General features: G+C 51.4%; 14 protein-coding genes. 1 reads left to right on the top strand and 13 read right to left on the bottom strand.

The window, feature by feature from the left end; genetic code table 11:
• Positions 1 to 244 precede the first annotated feature (244 nt).
• The 11 genes from ACESSO_RS13925 to ACESSO_RS13875 form a co-directional block, all read right to left on the bottom strand.
• The gene (locus ACESSO_RS13925; protein ID WP_373166117.1) at positions 245 to 697 is read right to left on the bottom strand and encodes a low molecular weight protein-tyrosine-phosphatase; all 453 of its coding nucleotides are present in this window, start codon (positions 695 to 697) and stop codon (positions 245 to 247) included.
• A 357-nt stretch (positions 698 to 1,054) separates the two neighbouring features.
• The gene (locus ACESSO_RS13920) at positions 1,055 to 1,882 is read right to left on the bottom strand and encodes an SDR family oxidoreductase (RefSeq protein WP_373166116.1); all 828 of its coding nucleotides are present in this window, start codon (positions 1,880 to 1,882) and stop codon (positions 1,055 to 1,057) included.
• 3 nt (positions 1,883 to 1,885) lie between these two features.
• Entirely contained in the window at positions 1,886 to 2,410 is a 525-nt protein-coding gene (locus ACESSO_RS13915) for a flavodoxin (protein WP_373166115.1), read from the bottom strand.
• Positions 2,411 to 2,555: 145 nt separating this feature from the next.
• Entirely contained in the window at positions 2,556 to 3,458 is a 903-nt protein-coding gene (locus ACESSO_RS13910) for a LysR family transcriptional regulator (protein WP_373166114.1), read from the bottom strand.
• A gap of 290 nt (positions 3,459 to 3,748) precedes the next feature.
• Complete coding sequence (locus tag ACESSO_RS13905) at positions 3,749 to 4,915, bottom strand: phosphopentomutase (protein WP_373166113.1); 1,167 nt, start codon at positions 4,913 to 4,915, stop codon at positions 3,749 to 3,751.
• 66 nt (positions 4,916 to 4,981) lie between these two features.
• Positions 4,982 to 5,779 (bottom strand): energy-coupling factor ABC transporter ATP-binding protein, encoded by a 798-nt coding sequence (locus ACESSO_RS13900; protein ID WP_373166112.1) that lies wholly within the window; start codon positions 5,777 to 5,779, stop codon positions 4,982 to 4,984.
• Between the two features lie 13 nt (positions 5,780 to 5,792).
• Entirely contained in the window at positions 5,793 to 6,629 is an 837-nt protein-coding gene (locus ACESSO_RS13895; protein ID WP_373166111.1) for an energy-coupling factor ABC transporter ATP-binding protein, read from the bottom strand.
• Entirely contained in the window at positions 6,611 to 7,393 is a 783-nt protein-coding gene (locus ACESSO_RS13890; protein ID WP_373166110.1) for an energy-coupling factor transporter transmembrane protein EcfT, read from the bottom strand. Before ACESSO_RS13890 ends, ACESSO_RS13895 begins: the two co-directional genes overlap by 19 nt.
• 11 nt (positions 7,394 to 7,404) lie before the next feature.
• On the bottom strand, positions 7,405 to 8,022 hold the full coding sequence (locus ACESSO_RS13885; protein ID WP_373166109.1) for an ECF transporter S component: 618 nt from the start codon (positions 8,020 to 8,022) through the stop codon (positions 7,405 to 7,407).
• Entirely contained in the window at positions 8,022 to 8,783 is a 762-nt protein-coding gene (locus ACESSO_RS13880) for a nucleoside phosphorylase (RefSeq protein ID WP_373166108.1), read from the bottom strand. The genes ACESSO_RS13885 and ACESSO_RS13880 overlap by 1 nt, the downstream gene beginning before the upstream one ends.
• Positions 8,784 to 8,794: 11 nt before the next feature.
• Positions 8,795 to 9,478 carry a Crp/Fnr family transcriptional regulator gene (locus ACESSO_RS13875; protein WP_373166107.1) on the bottom strand — a complete coding sequence of 228 codons (684 nt, stop codon included), beginning with the start codon at positions 9,476 to 9,478 and terminating at the stop codon, positions 8,795 to 8,797.
• A gap of 729 nt (positions 9,479 to 10,207) precedes the next feature.
• Between ACESSO_RS13875 and ACESSO_RS13870 the strand changes: the two genes are divergently transcribed.
• A complete protein-coding gene (locus ACESSO_RS13870) occupies positions 10,208 to 10,885 on the top strand; it encodes a TIGR00266 family protein (RefSeq protein WP_373166105.1) in 678 nt (225 codons plus the stop codon).
• A gap of 109 nt (positions 10,886 to 10,994) precedes the next feature.
• Here the strand turns inward: ACESSO_RS13870 and ACESSO_RS13865 are convergent, their stop codons facing one another.
• Both ACESSO_RS13865 and licT read right to left on the bottom strand, forming a co-directional pair.
• Positions 10,995 to 13,100: a glucose PTS transporter subunit IIA gene (locus ACESSO_RS13865; RefSeq protein WP_373166104.1), complete on the bottom strand. Its 2,106-nt coding sequence runs from the start codon at positions 13,098 to 13,100 to the stop codon at positions 10,995 to 10,997.
• 6 nt (positions 13,101 to 13,106) lie between these two features.
• Entirely contained in the window at positions 13,107 to 13,991 is an 885-nt protein-coding gene (licT, locus tag ACESSO_RS13860; protein WP_373166102.1) for a BglG family transcription antiterminator LicT, read from the bottom strand.
• Positions 13,992 to 14,462 lie beyond the last annotated feature (471 nt).

The following is a 14,462-nucleotide window of genomic DNA, read 5'->3' as shown; positions in this document are numbered from 1 at the left end:
TGAGCTTGGCAGATTGCTAGCTGTATTGACATGGTATTCCTCAAAATACGGATATCATGCAAAACCCATACGCAAAGACAACGGAACAGGGTTCGACGTTTAACACTGGTGAAAGCAGCCTGATTGAAGTTGTATTTTCTTTATATAAACCATCTCGCTGCTGCCAGCGCAGCCAAAAACGGTGTGGTTTTCTAAACCGCACCGTTTTTACCATTCAAATCATGCTTTAAAGCCAACCGATATTTCATTGTATTTTTTGGAGCAATCCATTGCAGCCGTCTTCGATATCTCTCCATGTAGCCTCAAAGTCTCTGGTGTACCAGGGATCTGCGACTTCTCTGCCGGAATGCTCTGTATAATCCATCAACAAGTGCATCTTCTCATCGGGATCGCCCTTGCAAATGCGCTGCATATTGCGGATATTCGCCTGATCCATACCGATCAGCAGATCATACCGCTCGTAGTCACTGCTTTGCATCTGTCTGGCTGCATGGCCCTCACATGAAATCCCATGCTCCAACAGCTTACGCTTGGCCGATGGATATACGGGGTTTCCCAACTCCTCGCGGCTGGTCGCTGCAGAGTCAATCACGAAATCATCCTGCAAACCGGCCTTTTCTACGAGGTCTTTCATTACATATGCAGCCATCGGGCTCCTGCAAATGTTGCCGTGGCACACGAAAAGTATTTTTTTCATCTCGTATATATCCCTTCACAAGCCTTCAAACCACCGATATGACTGGCTTTTCGGCGCTTTTTCTTTTCGTTGTGATTTCTACTCTGCCCACGCAAATCTGCGTAATTCTACGCAATTTCACAGGCAAATGGTGTAGCATCAACTATTGTACCATATTCCGGCAGCCTTTCATACCACAAATTTCAGGCGTTGGCATCGGTATGGTGCGTGACAACCTTGCAGTAAGCGTCATGGGTATGCTGGATAGCTATCTGATATTCTGTTTCCGTCACTCCCCTTTTGGGATAAGAAAGAGGGGCGGTGTTGCCCGAAGCGCCGTTCATCCTGACCGTTTGCTAACCCAAACAGCTTGCAAATTTAAGGTTTCAGCGGCCCATAGAAATAGGCGGCAGTTGCTCCGCCATCAATGAGAAAGTCGGCGCCAGTGATGAAGGCGCCCTTATGACTCATCAGCAGTTCCGCGACATTGGCCACCTCGTCCGCTGTGCCCGGACGCCCAGCGGGGCACTTTGCAAACATATTCTTGTAGAAGTCCCCACGGGGACCGTTAAACTCATCGATGGCCAGCGGTGTGACAATAATACCGGGAGAGATGGAGTTGATCCGCGCTCCCTTTGCACCCCACTTAACGGATTCCGCCATGACACGCTTTTCGTTGCACCGCTTGGCGAGTTGGTACGCGTGCAGGGTGTCACGAATGTTCTCGGGCTGGAGCAAAGGCAATTCCAGCAATTTTTCAGTGGGTGTACACGCCAGCTGTTCATCTTCCTCGGGTGTGAGCTGCTTCATCCGGTGGCCGGACTGGCTGGAGATGGTCACACCCACGCCGTCGGGAGCAATTACCTTGCCCACTTCCTCCAGCAGCACTGCCGTGCCGTACAGATCCACCTTCAAAATGGCCTCGATGGGTGCTTGGCTAGGCGAGACCCCGGCGGCATTGACCATCATGGTAATGTCGCCGTATTTCTGCGCCTCGGCGATGATGCGCTGGACGGATGCCCGACCGGAGAGGTCCATCTCCACCGGTACCACATCAAATCCGGCGTTATTCATGATTTTTGCGATGCTCTGGGCATTTTCCAGCTTTTTATCGCCGACGACGATTTTCATTCCATATCCCATCCGGCGAGCAATGGCCATACCGATCTGGCCGGCGCCGGTCAAAATCATTACCTTTTGATCCATTTATCATGTTCCGTCCTTTCCATTGCTTTTAAGCCATTGCAAAACCGCTTCGCCGCTTTGGTCTACATAGGAGCCGTGGATTGCCAGACCTTTTTTGACGTCGGCACCTTTGCAGGTGCGGGCAATCTTCCGTTCAGTCCCGCTCAGGCCGCTGCCTTCATGGGTACAGAAGGGATGGATGGTTTTGCCCGTCCAGTCGAAAGCCTCCAGAAAGGTGTAAACCGCCATCGGCATATCGCCCCAGTAGTTAGGGTAGCCCAGATAAATTTCATCATAGCCGTCCAAGCTGTCCGGAAGCGCAGTCAGCTCCGGCCGGGCATGGCTGCACTGATCCGCCTTCGCCTGTTGGATGCAGGTCTGATAGTCGGCGGCATACGGCGCCTTCTGCTCGATTTTAAACCGTTCTCCGCCGACAGCTTCCGCGATCATGTTCGCGACCTTTTCCGTGTTGCCCACTGCAACACTGCGGTATTGACCGCCAAAATAATTTTCATCGGCTCGTGAGTAAAACGCAACCAGTTTTGCCATTTGAATGTCTCCTTATTTTTCAAATTCCTTTGAACGGTCTATTATTTATTATAAAAATCTGCAATCGCTCAATCAATTCAAGTTTTGACCCTGTTTGATAAGTTTATCTTATACGAAAAAAACTGCCCTCGCAAAGCGAGAGCAGTCATAAAGCATCGCCGGTTGACGATTCAAATTTACTTCGCAGGATATCAGAAAATGCCTCCACATAATAGCCGGAGTTATCCTTTTTCCAGAACAGACAATAGTTGCGGGTAATCTGTTCCTCTCCGCGGCAAAGGGGCACACGGCGAATGGAAGCGCCAAAGGTCATCGCCTGGCTGCTGCCCTCCACCGGCAAGAAGCCCTGTCCGCTGATGACCATCATACGAGCCTCCTCCAAATTTTCTGCATAGAGAATTTCGCCCTGTATGCCGATAATCGTCTGGTAAAACTCCTTTTCGATAGCCTGCTGTTCTTTGGAGGCCACCAGAATACAGGGAATGTTTTTCAGTTCCTGCACTGTGACCGAAGAAAGTGTGGCCACTGGATTTCGGGCCGCCAGCTCAATATACATCCTGCCAGTAGCCAGAATCAGGTTGACATATTCATCGGAAAAGGCTCTGCGCTGATCGTTGAGCACCAGATCCGCGCCGCCGGTACGCAGCAGAGTGAATAATTCTTCATGGTTGCCGTACAAAAGCTGGACGGAAATGTCAGGGTATTTTGCCGAAAACTCGTCCAGCGCCTGATGAACCTCCGGGCTGTTGTAACTGCGCAGGTAGCCGATCTTTAAGACCGCCGCTTCTCCATGGGCGATCTTTGCGGCCTCTCTGCACATTTGCTCGTAATCAGCGATCAGCACCAGGCTCTTCTTGTAGAAATGTTCCCCGGCAGGAGTCAAAACAAACTTTCGGTTTTTCCGCTCCAACAACGGAAACCCCAGTTCTGTTTCCAACGCCTTAATCTGCTGAGATATGGCCGACTGCGATATGTGGCATTCTTCCGCCGCCTCTGAAAAGCTGTTGTTGCGTACAACGGCTTGAAAGTATTTGATCTGCCGCAGCAAGGACATACCTCCCCTGAAAAACAATTTTTATCATTATAACATATCAATGTGAACTTTCCAAAGCAATATAGAATAATAGAGTAACTTTTTACTAAGCTCTGCGTCACTCTATGCAACATATTTTTTTCTTATGAATGAAGCAAGCGGCGATACTCCTGTCAGGAAATATCGCCGCTTATTTTCTCGCTTCAAACAAAAGCCCGTCTCATCTTTGCTCTCCCGCTCGGTTTCTTTCGATACAATACGGGATTACCGTACGGGAAAGCGGATTGGCCGTTCCCGACAAGCTCTCACTGCAGCTTCTGTGCAAAGCTGCTGCCAGAAATATTTGCGGAAACATGCAGCATCTCCAGTATGGTGGCCGCAACATCGGAAAAACTGGTGCGCGTTCCCAGATTGACAGGCTTAATCCCCTGCCCCATGACCAACAGCGGCACATATTCTCTGGTATGATCGGTGGTAGCCTGATAAGAGGGGTCGCAGCCATGGTCTGCGGTGATCATGACCACATCATCTTCTCCCATCTGCTCCATAAACGCCGGCAGCCATGCATCAAATTCCGCGAGGGCCTTTGCATAACCGTCGACGTTGCGGCGATGGCCATACAACATATCAAAATCCACCAGATTGATAAAGCAAAGACCGTGAAAATCACGCTTGGCATACTCCATCGCGTACTCCAAACCATTGGCGTTGGATTTGGTATATACCTTCTCTGTAATGCCTCTCCCGGCAAAAATATCATATATTTTGCCCACAGCAATGCAATCCAGTCCCGCTGCCTGAATGGCGTCCAGCATCGTTTCGGCCGGCGGTTCCAGCGAAAAATCATGCCGGTTGGCCGTACGCGTGTATGCGCCCGAAGTTCCCACAAAGGGACGGGCAATCACACGTCCTACGCCATGCTTTCCCTGAAGCTGCTGACGCGCAATTCGGCAGTATCGGTACAACTCCTCCAACGGAACAACGTCTTCATGGGCGGCGATCTGAAATACCGAATCGGCCGAGGTATACACAATCAGCTTACCGGTACGGACATGTTCATCGCCATATTTTGCAATCACTTCCGTGCCGGAAATGGGAATATTGGCAAGGACGCCTCTTCCGGTCGCCTCCTCAAAGGGTTTGAGCACTTCTTCCGGAAACCCATTCGGATACGTGGGCAACGGGTTTTTGGAAATCACACCCGCCAGCTCCCAGTGTCCAATGGTGGTATCCTTTCCCATGGACGCCTCTGTCAGGCGGGCATACGCCCCACTGGGTACCCCCTCCGGCTTCGGCAGGCATGTCACGCCGTCAATACATCCCAAACCGGCCTGAATCATATTCGGAATCCGGCATTCCGGCGATGCGGCACACGCAGCCAGTGTGTTGACATTCACATCTCCGAATTTCTCAGCATCCGGCATCTGCCCAATACCGAAGGAATCCAGCACAAACAAGAAAATTCGTTTCATTTTTTCACCTCTCATGGCATAAGAATGTTTTCTGTTTTCATCCGTGCTTTTCAGCCGCAAAATCTTCTATTTTTGAAGATGCGCCACAAAAGCATCGGTGGTCAAAAAGGTTTTTTCATATCCCAGCGCATGGCAGAGCTGTGTCACATTGGGCTGCTCCAGATAGGCCTGCTCCAGAATATCATGCTGCGCAAACACCTTTTCCGGCGTATCGTCCAGCAGGACACGCCCTTTTGCAAAAACAATGGCACGGTCAAAGTACTCTGCAACAAAATCCATATCATGGATAATGGTGAGCACCAGCTTGCCCTGCGCTTGCAAATGCCTGACAATGGAGCCGATGCAGCACTTTCCGGCATAGTCCTGTGCGATGGTTGGCTCGTCAAAAATCATAACATCAGGGTCCATCGCCAGAATTGCCGCAATCGAGATCAGCTTGCGCTCAGACAGGCCCAAATCATACGGATTGACCTTTTGAATGGAGGACAGATGAACCATCTCCAGCGCTTCCTGCGCTTTGGCCTCCGCTTGCTTTTTGGACATCCCGATCTGCATCGGGCCGAACATCACCTCGTCGAGCACCTTGTTTTTAAAGATTTGGTCATTCGGGTTTTGAAAAACCATGCCAATACTGCGGGCAATCTGGGCGACGGTCAGCCCCTGCAAATCTGTCCCGTCATACAGAATACGTCCGCCTGTCGGCTTTAAAAGTCCCTTGAGCAGCTTGACAAACGTGGTCTTTCCGGCGCCGTTTTGACCGATGATGGCAGTGGAGCGTCCCTCCAGCACCAAATCAATTCCCTTTAGAATTTCTTCTCCGGCTGTATAGGAGAAGTGGAGATCTTGAATTTCCAGTCGCCCCATGGGCTATTCCTCCTTATGTACGCAATACTTCTTGGGCTTCCGCCAGTGTCACCGGATAGAACTGCGTAGAGGGACAGGTCAATCCCAATCCTCTGCCAATCCGCGTGAAAGCAGGCGCCTGTATACCGTGCTGCGGCAAATCATCCCGCGAGAAGACTGCCTGCGGGGTGTCAAAGGCGACCATCTCCCCATCATCCAGAAGGAGCACGCGGTCACTGTATGCGGCAATTTTCTCCATTTTATGCTCAATCATGATGATTGTAATGCCGTTTTTGCTCAAATTCTGCACTGCCCGGAACACCTCTTCGCTGCCCTGCGGATCCAGCTGCGAGGTCGGCTCATCCAAAATAATGACCTGCGGATTCATCGCGATGATGCTGGCAATGGCCATGCGCTGCATCTGGCCACCCGAAAGATCAAACGGATTGCGGTCGGCAAAGCGCGTGATATCCAGCAATTCCATCGCTTCTCGGATTCTCTTATGCATTTCTTCCCGCGGCACGCCGATATTTTCCAATCCAAACGAGATTTCTTCATAGACGGTCAGCTTGGAACCCGTGACCTGATTGAAGGGGTTCTGAAACACCAGTCCCACGCGCTGGCATAAATCATCCACAGAAATATCCCGCACATCGATTCCATCCACCTTCACGCTGCCGCCGTAGGCACCGCGATAAAAGTTAGGAACCAGACCGGTGAGGGCCTGCGAAAACGTGCTTTTACCCGAGCCGTTCTTTCCGATAACGCCGATAAACTCCCCCGGCTCGATGGTACATGTAATATTGTTCAGCGCAAGCCGCTCTGTATATGGATACCGATATTTTAAGTTGGTTACTTCGAGCCTAGCCATATTACTACCCTCCAAATCACGGTCACGATAATCGCCAGAAACAACAGGATTTGCAGCACCTTGTCCAAGGTTGTTTTTTTATGCTCATACAAAAACACCTTTTTGTTTTTGGAATTAAACCCACGGACTTCCAATGCCACCGCACGCTCTTTGGTATCTGCCAGAGAACTCATGACCACGGGAGAAATTAACGGCAGAAACGCCTTGATGCGCACCATTAAACTGCCCTCAACCTCCATACCTCTGCTTCTCTGTGCATCGGTAATGGTCCCCATCGTAGCGGCCATCTGCGGAATAATCTGAAAGATAGAGATAAAGACGTATCCAATCTGCGGTGAAAAGCCCCGTTCAATAAAGCTCTCGATCATATCGGAGGGCTTGGTGCTAAAAATCAGAACACAGATGGCCAGCAGAATATTAAACACATTCAGCACAATACCCAGGCTGTATAAAAGGCCTTCCTGATAAAACACCGCCGGACCGATACGGAAAACCTCTATCGAATTGGCGGAGTAGAACATCCCTTGAATGATAACGATGGTCAGCAGCACAACGCCGGAAACGCTTACCACAGGAGCGGCTTTCTTCAGCACACGCCCACATGCCAGCAGAATCAGGCTGATGACAATGGTACATGCATAGGAAAGGAATCCCGAAATCAGAATGGGAACAAGGATGGCAGCCACAGCGTACAGGAGCTTGATATCCGAATGCAGCTTGTTCAGAACGGTACCGTTCTCCTGATAGAGACTCAGACTTTTCATAGCGGTTCCTCCTAGTCCAAACTTTCAATCTTGCCATTGCTCTGATAGAGCGACAGCAGACTCTTGGGCATATTGCTGTACATTCCCATTACGATCAAAATGGTGACGATCTTATCCGGCAGGTCCACAATGATCTCGTCGAATGTGGATGCCAGCCAGACCGGTTGATTGTTGGCCAGGCACACCGCATATACCGCGTCGCCCCAGATATTTCCGGTTGTTCCGCCCCAGAAGATGATATTCAGCGGAGTGGAAATGCAGATAGCCGCAAGACCCGCCAGCAGACCGGTCAGAAGCGCGCCGCCGATCGTCCTCATCCGACCGTAATAGGCCATCAAACCGACAACGATACCGATTCCAGCCTGAGACAGCGCGTAAACCATGGAAATGGGAGACATCGTCAGGCCATAAATGATATTGTTAATCGCTCCGCAAAGGGCGCCCACCACAGGACCAGCCAGACAGCCCGCCAAGCAGGTACCGATGGAGTCCATCCAAAGAGGCAGGTGAAGCATACCGACAAACAGCTTGCCCAGATAGTTGATACCGACAGCGGCAGGAATCAGCACCAAAGCCGCGGTATTGAATTTCAACGACCAGGGACTATTATAGCTCTTATTATGCGCCATCACAAAGCCCCTCCCGATACACGCTCATTGTCTAGCGCCACCAGCGCCTCCAGTGCCGTCACAATCTCACGCCGCTCGCCTTCCGCCACTGCGGATGCGCCGTCTACATAGTGATTGATTTCTTCTTCCAGATTGCCTTGCACCTCTACCACATTGTTCAGAATGGAGGCCGTCTTTACACCGCGCAGACCGCCGACCACAAAGAGTGTAGCAGTCTCCATATCCGACCCGATGACACCCTTTTTCCCCCAAATCTCATCCAGATTCTGCTTCGGGTCGGCATAGAGGGCATCATGGCTGCGCGCAATGCCCACATGAGACGGGAAAGCCTGATTTTTCGCCGCCTGCATCACATGGAACAACAGCTGCGTATCGGGTATGGCGGGGAAGATGGCATCCACATAGGACTTGGAGGCGCCGTCGTCTCTTACAGCGCCGTTGACAATGACCAAGTCGCCCAGCGCAATGCCCGGCCGGAGCGCGCCGCAGCTGCCGATGCGAATCATGGCTTTGACGCCGATGCGCGCCAGCTCTTCCACCGCGATGGCCGTCGAAGGGCCGCCCATGCCCGTGGAAACCGCCATGATCTTGATGCCTTTATAATAGCCGGAAATACTTTTATGTTCCCGGTTAAAAGCAATGTCTCTGACGTCTGTCAGAAATTCCTTGATCCGTTCAACCCGCTGCGGATCGCCGGGCAAAATCGCGTACGGTGCGGCATCCTCTGTCGTGCAGCGAATGTGGGGCTGTAAGTTACTCATGCAAAAACCTCCTATTTTTCCTCTTTTTCTTTGAATAGGCGGGTGTAATCCTGAATCACGACATGGGTTCCGCACATCTCCAGAATCTTCTTATCTCTCAGTTCCTTCAACACGCGATTGACGCTTCTTGTGGTCACTGCCATGCGTGTGCTGAGCAGCTCTGCGCTCAGCGGGATACGGAGCGTGCCGTTCTCATTGGAGCTTTCAATGAGAAACTGGCAAATACGCTGCTTTAACGTATAAAGCGTATTATTTCCCATTTTCTGCATGGAAACATAGGTGCCGTTGCACAGCGTTTTGAGAACATACTGGGAGAAATTGCAATCATGCGACAGCCATTTCAAATAGTTCTCCCGGCTCAGCTCCAGCATCGTCACCGATCCGCGGGACTCGATGCGGCTCATGTACGGCTTTTGCTCAAACATTTCCAGTTCTCCAATGAACTGTCCCTTGCTATATGTATTCAAATAGTATTTTTTGCCCTGTTCCGATACCACAAACACATCCACATAGCCTTTGACCAGCAGATAAAACGTGTTGTGCACCTCATTTTGTTCCAGAAGAAATGCATTTTTATGATATTTTTTGATGCGTACCTCCCGAAGAATCTCATAAGGGCAATGCTTGAAAATATCATACAGCTTGCTGTCCGCTTCCAGCACGGAAATGACCTCAAGAAAATTTGACTGATTCATTTTTACACTTCCCTTCACGCTCCCGCCTTTTCCTGAATGGCTCATGCCGGGTTGAAATAATCAACTCAACTTGGCATTACAGCTTCTTTTATTATACATTTGATAACTTTATATAGATAGGAATCCTGTCTCCAATATCCAGAAAACCGACAAGGAATTTGTATTTTTATTCGCCATCACGAGACAAATGTCTCGAGAATCAAAATCTACCTTTTGCCCAATTCTCAGCGGAATGATTACCTGTTTAATAGGTATTTTGCCATAAAAAATTTTTTTGCTCCATTCCCAACCACAATATATTGTCCCGGCCCGTCCTCACCTGTCTTGACCGCTCGCTCCAAGATTACACGATATGAACGCAGGTGTCTATAGTTTTTTTCTCTTTAAAACAGCTTTTGTCAGTTTAGCCATGCGGAAGTGCCATACATACCGTAGTCCTGCAAAAGCGAAAGGGTTTGTCGGGGCTTGTAGCTCATGCCGTTTCAAAAACACCTCATCGAAAAACAAAATGTATATTTTTCCCCACTTGTCCCGCAGTCTGTGATACAATAGAACATACCCAAGCCGCGGCACGCCACAGGAAAAAACATGCCAGTGGAGAGGATGCTTATGACACACAAGCCGCGCGCAAACCGCGCAAATACTGATGCGTTATATGGGACTGACGGCCTGAGCCATACCTCCCGTTTAACAGATATAACTTTGCACCCGTAGGAAAGGAGAAAAAAGATGCAATATGAACTCAAAGGCGGCGCTTTCCCGGTCGTCGTATGCCAGCTGGCTGACGGAGAAAAAATGATTACGGAAAAGGGTTCCATGGTATGGATGACGCCCAACATGCAAATGGAGACCACCGGCGGTGGTCTGGGCAAAATGTTTTCCAAGGCATTTTCCGGTGAGAGCATGTTCCAGAACATCTACACCGCGCGTGGCGCGGGCATGATTGCCTTCGGTTCGAGTTTCCCCGGCCGTATTCTGGCGCTTGAGGTTGACGCTGGACACGAATTTATCCTGCAAAAAACCGCGTTTCTCGCGTCCGAAGCAGGCGTACAGCTTTCCATCCACTTCAACAAGAAGTTCGGCTCAGGCCTGTTTGGCGGCGAAGGTTTCATTATGCAGCGCCTGTCCGGTAACGGCACAGCCTTCGTCGAGGTCGACGGCGAGCTGGTCGAGTACACGCTCGCATCCGGCCAGCAGATGGTCGTAGACACCGGCAACGTGCTGGGCTTCGACTCCAGCGTTTCCATTGACATTCAGCAGGTCAAGGGCATCAAGAACAAGCTGCTCGGCGGAGAAGGCTTCTTCAACACCGTGCTGACCGGCCCGGGCAGAATCTGGCTGCAGACCATGCCGATCGCAGGCGTGGCATCCGCAATCCAGCCCTATATCCCCACCGGTAACGGCTGATTTCCGCGCTTTCCGCCCGCGGCAGCGCAAAATATTTCTGTACTGTACATAAAACCGCCCCCGTGCTGCTTTCGCAGCACGGGGGCGGTTTGCTATCCTTATCACTGGATTATTCGACAGTCAGCACATCGTCGCCTGCCGATACCTTGCCGGTCTTTTGCAGGGTAAAGCTCGTGTAGGCATCCGAATTGGTAACGATCACGGGCGTTACCGTGCGATAGCCTGCCTCGATAATCATTTTTTCATCAAAGCTGCCGATTTTGGCACCCTTCTTGAGTTTATCGCCCTCCTTGACGTCGATGGTGAACGGTGCGCCGTTCATCTGCACGGTATCGATACCCAAATGAATCAGCAGCTCTACGCCGTCCGTCGTGGTCAGGCCGATGGCGTGCTTGGTGCCGAACACGGTCACCACCTCGCAGTCTGCCGGAGCGTACACCTGATTGTCTGCCGGCTCTACGGCGAAACCTTCGCCTACCATCTTTTCAGAGAACACACCGTCCGCGACCTGTTCGAGCGGAATAACGTTGCCGGTCAGCGGCGAGGCAATCACATGCGCACCGGAGGATGCTGGGGCGCTGTCCTCCACCGCCGCCGGAGCGGCCTGCGAAGCGGCCTCGTTGCTTTCGGGAGAGGCAAGGAACGCTTCCAAATCGGACTTGATAACCGATACGCGCGGACCGTACACGACCTGTACGCCCGTGCCCTTGCAGATAACACCCGACGCGCCCGTTTCCTTGAGCAGCTGCTGGTCAACCTTGGAGGCGTCATGCACCGTGCAGCGCAGACGGGTGATGCAGCAGTCTACGTCCGAAATATTCGCCTTGCCGCCCAGACCCATCATAATCTGACGGGACAGCGCGGTATCGCCGCCGCTCTGCGCCGCTGCGGCTTCGCCTTCCTTACGGGCGTTCACATCCGCACGGGTGTACAGCTTGATTTCGCTGTCATCGCGGCCCGGCGTCTTGTAGTCGAACTTCTTAATCATGAACGAGAACACGAAGTAGTAAACAATGAAATATACCACGCCGACGACCGGAATCCACAGCCAGCTGGTCTTTGCGTTGCCCTGCATGATGCCGAACAGCGTCAGGTCGATAAGGCCACCGGAGAAGGTCAGGCCCACGCCTACGTTGAGTATATGCATAATCATGTAGGACGCGCCTGCCAATACGCAGTGCACCACATACATTGCCGGAGCGACAAACAGGAAGGTAAATTCCAGCGGCTCAGTAATGCCGGTCAGCATCGAGGTCAATGCGGCAGACAGCAGCAGACCGCCGACCGCCTTACGATTCTCCGGCTTGGCACAGCGGTACAGTGCAAGCGCCGCACCCGGCAGGCCGAAAATCATCAGCGGGAACTTACCGGCCATGAAGCGGGTCGCCTCAACCGAGAAATGCTGAATGCCGGGGGTTGCCAGCTCGGCGAAGAAGATGTTCTGCGCACCCTCTACCAGCACACCGTTGACCATAGCGGTGCCGCCCAGCGCGGTCTGCCAGAAGGGGATGTAGAACACGTGATGCAGGCCGAAGGGAATGAGCGCGCGCTCGATAAAGCCATACAGCCAGGTGCCGGCATAGCCGGAGGCCAATACAAAGCCGCCCAGCGCGTTGATGCCGGTCTGGATGACAGGCCAGATGTAGTACATCGCAATGCCAACGACCAGATAAACTGCCGCGGAGATAATCGGTACAAAGCGTGTGCCGCTGAAAAAGCTCAACACCTGCGGCAGCTGAATTTTGTAATACTTATTGTGCAGCGCAGCAACGCCCAAACCGACGATGATACCGCCGAATACGCCCATTTGCAGCGAGTTGATGCCCAGCACGCTCGCAGTCGCACCAGACAGGTTCGGTGCGCCAAAATCGATAATCAATGCGCCGATGGTGGCGTGCATGACGAAGAATGCAATCGCAGCAGACAGTGCCGCAACTTCTTTCTCCTGCTTGGCCATACCGATGGCGACACCCATTGCAAAGATAATGTGCAGATTATCAAAGACAATAGAGCCTGCCGCGTTGAGCACCTGTAAAATTGCATTGATGAAGGTGCCAGGACCCATGATTCCCATCAAACCATAGGTTTCCAGCATGGTTTGATTGGTGAACGATCCGCCGATACCGAGGAACAAACCGGCAACCGGCAGAATGGCAATCGGCAGCATAAACGATCGGCCGACGCGCTGTAATACGCCAAAAATCTTATCTTTCATATTCTTTTACTCCTTTTGATCTGTGATTCCCATAGATATCGCCAACCGGTGCAGATGAATGGTCAAAAACGTCATCTCCTCGGATGGGAGCTGAACAGAAAACGACTCCCGCAGCTGATCCCGGATTTTCTCCGCACACTGATAATCCTGCTGATAGCGCCGCACTATCATGCCCTGAAACTCCGAATCATCGTCTGCAACATAGCGGTTTTGCGTAATCCGTTGCCCGAGGAATTTGAGATGTGTGATAAACCGACCGTAATCGAGCGATTGCTCATCCAGCGCCACGCCGTAATAATCCTGCACCACGCCGATAATCTTGCGAATCAGCTCGGTAATACGCACCATATCCGCCATTTTACCGTCGATTTCCGCGTTGACGATGTGCAGCGCGATGAACCCAGCCTCATCCTCCGGCAGCCGAAACCCCAGTCTTGCCTCAATGATATCAAGCGCCTGCTTTCCAATGGCAAACTCCGCCGGATAAAAGTTGGTGATCTCCCACAACAGATGATTGGGGTAGCGAACGCCGCTTCGCAGCCGCTCCACGGCAAAGCAGATATGGTCGGTCAGCGTGATATAGATGTTTTCGCTCAGCCGCCGCCCAATTCGGCTTTCCGCTGCCTCAATAATCTCTGTACTGACATCCAGAAATTCCGGCTGTACATCCGCCAGCAAATCCCGCAGTCGGGAGGATTTCTCCGGATCGCGTAAATCGTAAATCTTTTCCACCTGCTGCGCAGGAACCAGGTCTCCCGCATGCTTTTTAAACCCGATACCCAGTCCGCGCAAAATGATCTCTTTTCCGCTGTCGTCTACCGTACAAACGAAATTGTTGCCGATCACGCGACTGATGCGATATGCACCGCCGCCCTGTGCTTGTTCCGTCATGACGCCTCCCTCCAAAAAAATTTTTCTCTTTTTACAGGTCTTGTATACATCCATGCTGCATCGCTAAGGTCATACGCTTTGTCTGCACCCTGCCGCATCCCCATTCTCCTTTCCTGCAACTTACCTCAAAAAACAAAAAAGACCAAACATCCGAATATAGCTATCCCTATTCGGTCGTTTGGTCTTGCCTGCACAGCAGTCACAAGCCTGTATCTTTTTGTAAATTAAGAATAACGCGTTTCCCCGCCTTTTGTCAATTCATTTATTGCAAAAAACGCGAATTTCGTTGCATTATCCAAGGAAAAGCGCAATGTTTTATACATTTTGACAGTCTTTTTCCCATACAGAGAATAGAGAAAACAAAAACGCCGGTTCAAAAAACCGGCGTTTTTAATGTGCGCGTCGAGTTATCTTCCCGGGCCGTCGCCAGCCAAGTATTGTCACCGTAAACGAGCTTAACTACTGTGTTCG

The organism is Agathobaculum sp. Marseille-P7918, assembly GCF_964248325.1.
GTDB lineage: Bacteria > Bacillota > Clostridia > Oscillospirales > Butyricicoccaceae > Agathobaculum.
Note: the sequence above shows the minus strand (reverse complement) of the source record. Positions and strands in the feature narration are given on the sequence as shown.

Bases quoted from the DNA above. Each gene is read 5' to 3' on its own strand.
- ACESSO_RS13925 (WP_373166117.1), bottom strand. From the start codon at position 697: ATGAAAAAAATACTTTTCGTGTGCCACGGCAACATTTGCAGGAGCCCG.
- ACESSO_RS13920 (WP_373166116.1), bottom strand. From the start codon at position 1,882: ATGGATCAAAAGGTAATGATTTTGACCGGCGCCGGCCAGATCGGTATG.
- ACESSO_RS13915 (WP_373166115.1), bottom strand. From the start codon at position 2,410: ATGGCAAAACTGGTTGCGTTTTACTCACGAGCCGATGAAAATTATTTT.
- ACESSO_RS13905 (WP_373166113.1), bottom strand. From the start codon at position 4,915: ATGAAACGAATTTTCTTGTTTGTGCTGGATTCCTTCGGTATTGGGCAG.
- ACESSO_RS13900 (WP_373166112.1), bottom strand. From the start codon at position 5,779: ATGGGGCGACTGGAAATTCAAGATCTCCACTTCTCCTATACAGCCGGA.
- ACESSO_RS13895 (WP_373166111.1), bottom strand. From the start codon at position 6,629: ATGGCTAGGCTCGAAGTAACCAACTTAAAATATCGGTATCCATATACA.
- ACESSO_RS13890 (WP_373166110.1), bottom strand. From the start codon at position 7,393: ATGAAAAGTCTGAGTCTCTATCAGGAGAACGGTACCGTTCTGAACAAG.
- ACESSO_RS13885 (WP_373166109.1), bottom strand. From the start codon at position 8,022: ATGGCGCATAATAAGAGCTATAATAGTCCCTGGTCGTTGAAATTCAAT.
- ACESSO_RS13880 (WP_373166108.1), bottom strand. From the start codon at position 8,783: ATGAGTAACTTACAGCCCCACATTCGCTGCACGACAGAGGATGCCGCA.
- ACESSO_RS13875 (WP_373166107.1), bottom strand. From the start codon at position 9,478: ATGAATCAGTCAAATTTTCTTGAGGTCATTTCCGTGCTGGAAGCGGAC.
- ACESSO_RS13870 (WP_373166105.1), top strand. From the start codon at position 10,208: ATGCAATATGAACTCAAAGGCGGCGCTTTCCCGGTCGTCGTATGCCAG.
- ACESSO_RS13865 (WP_373166104.1), bottom strand. From the start codon at position 13,100: ATGAAAGATAAGATTTTTGGCGTATTACAGCGCGTCGGCCGATCGTTT.
- licT (WP_373166102.1), bottom strand. From the start codon at position 13,991: ATGACGGAACAAGCACAGGGCGGCGGTGCATATCGCATCAGTCGCGTG.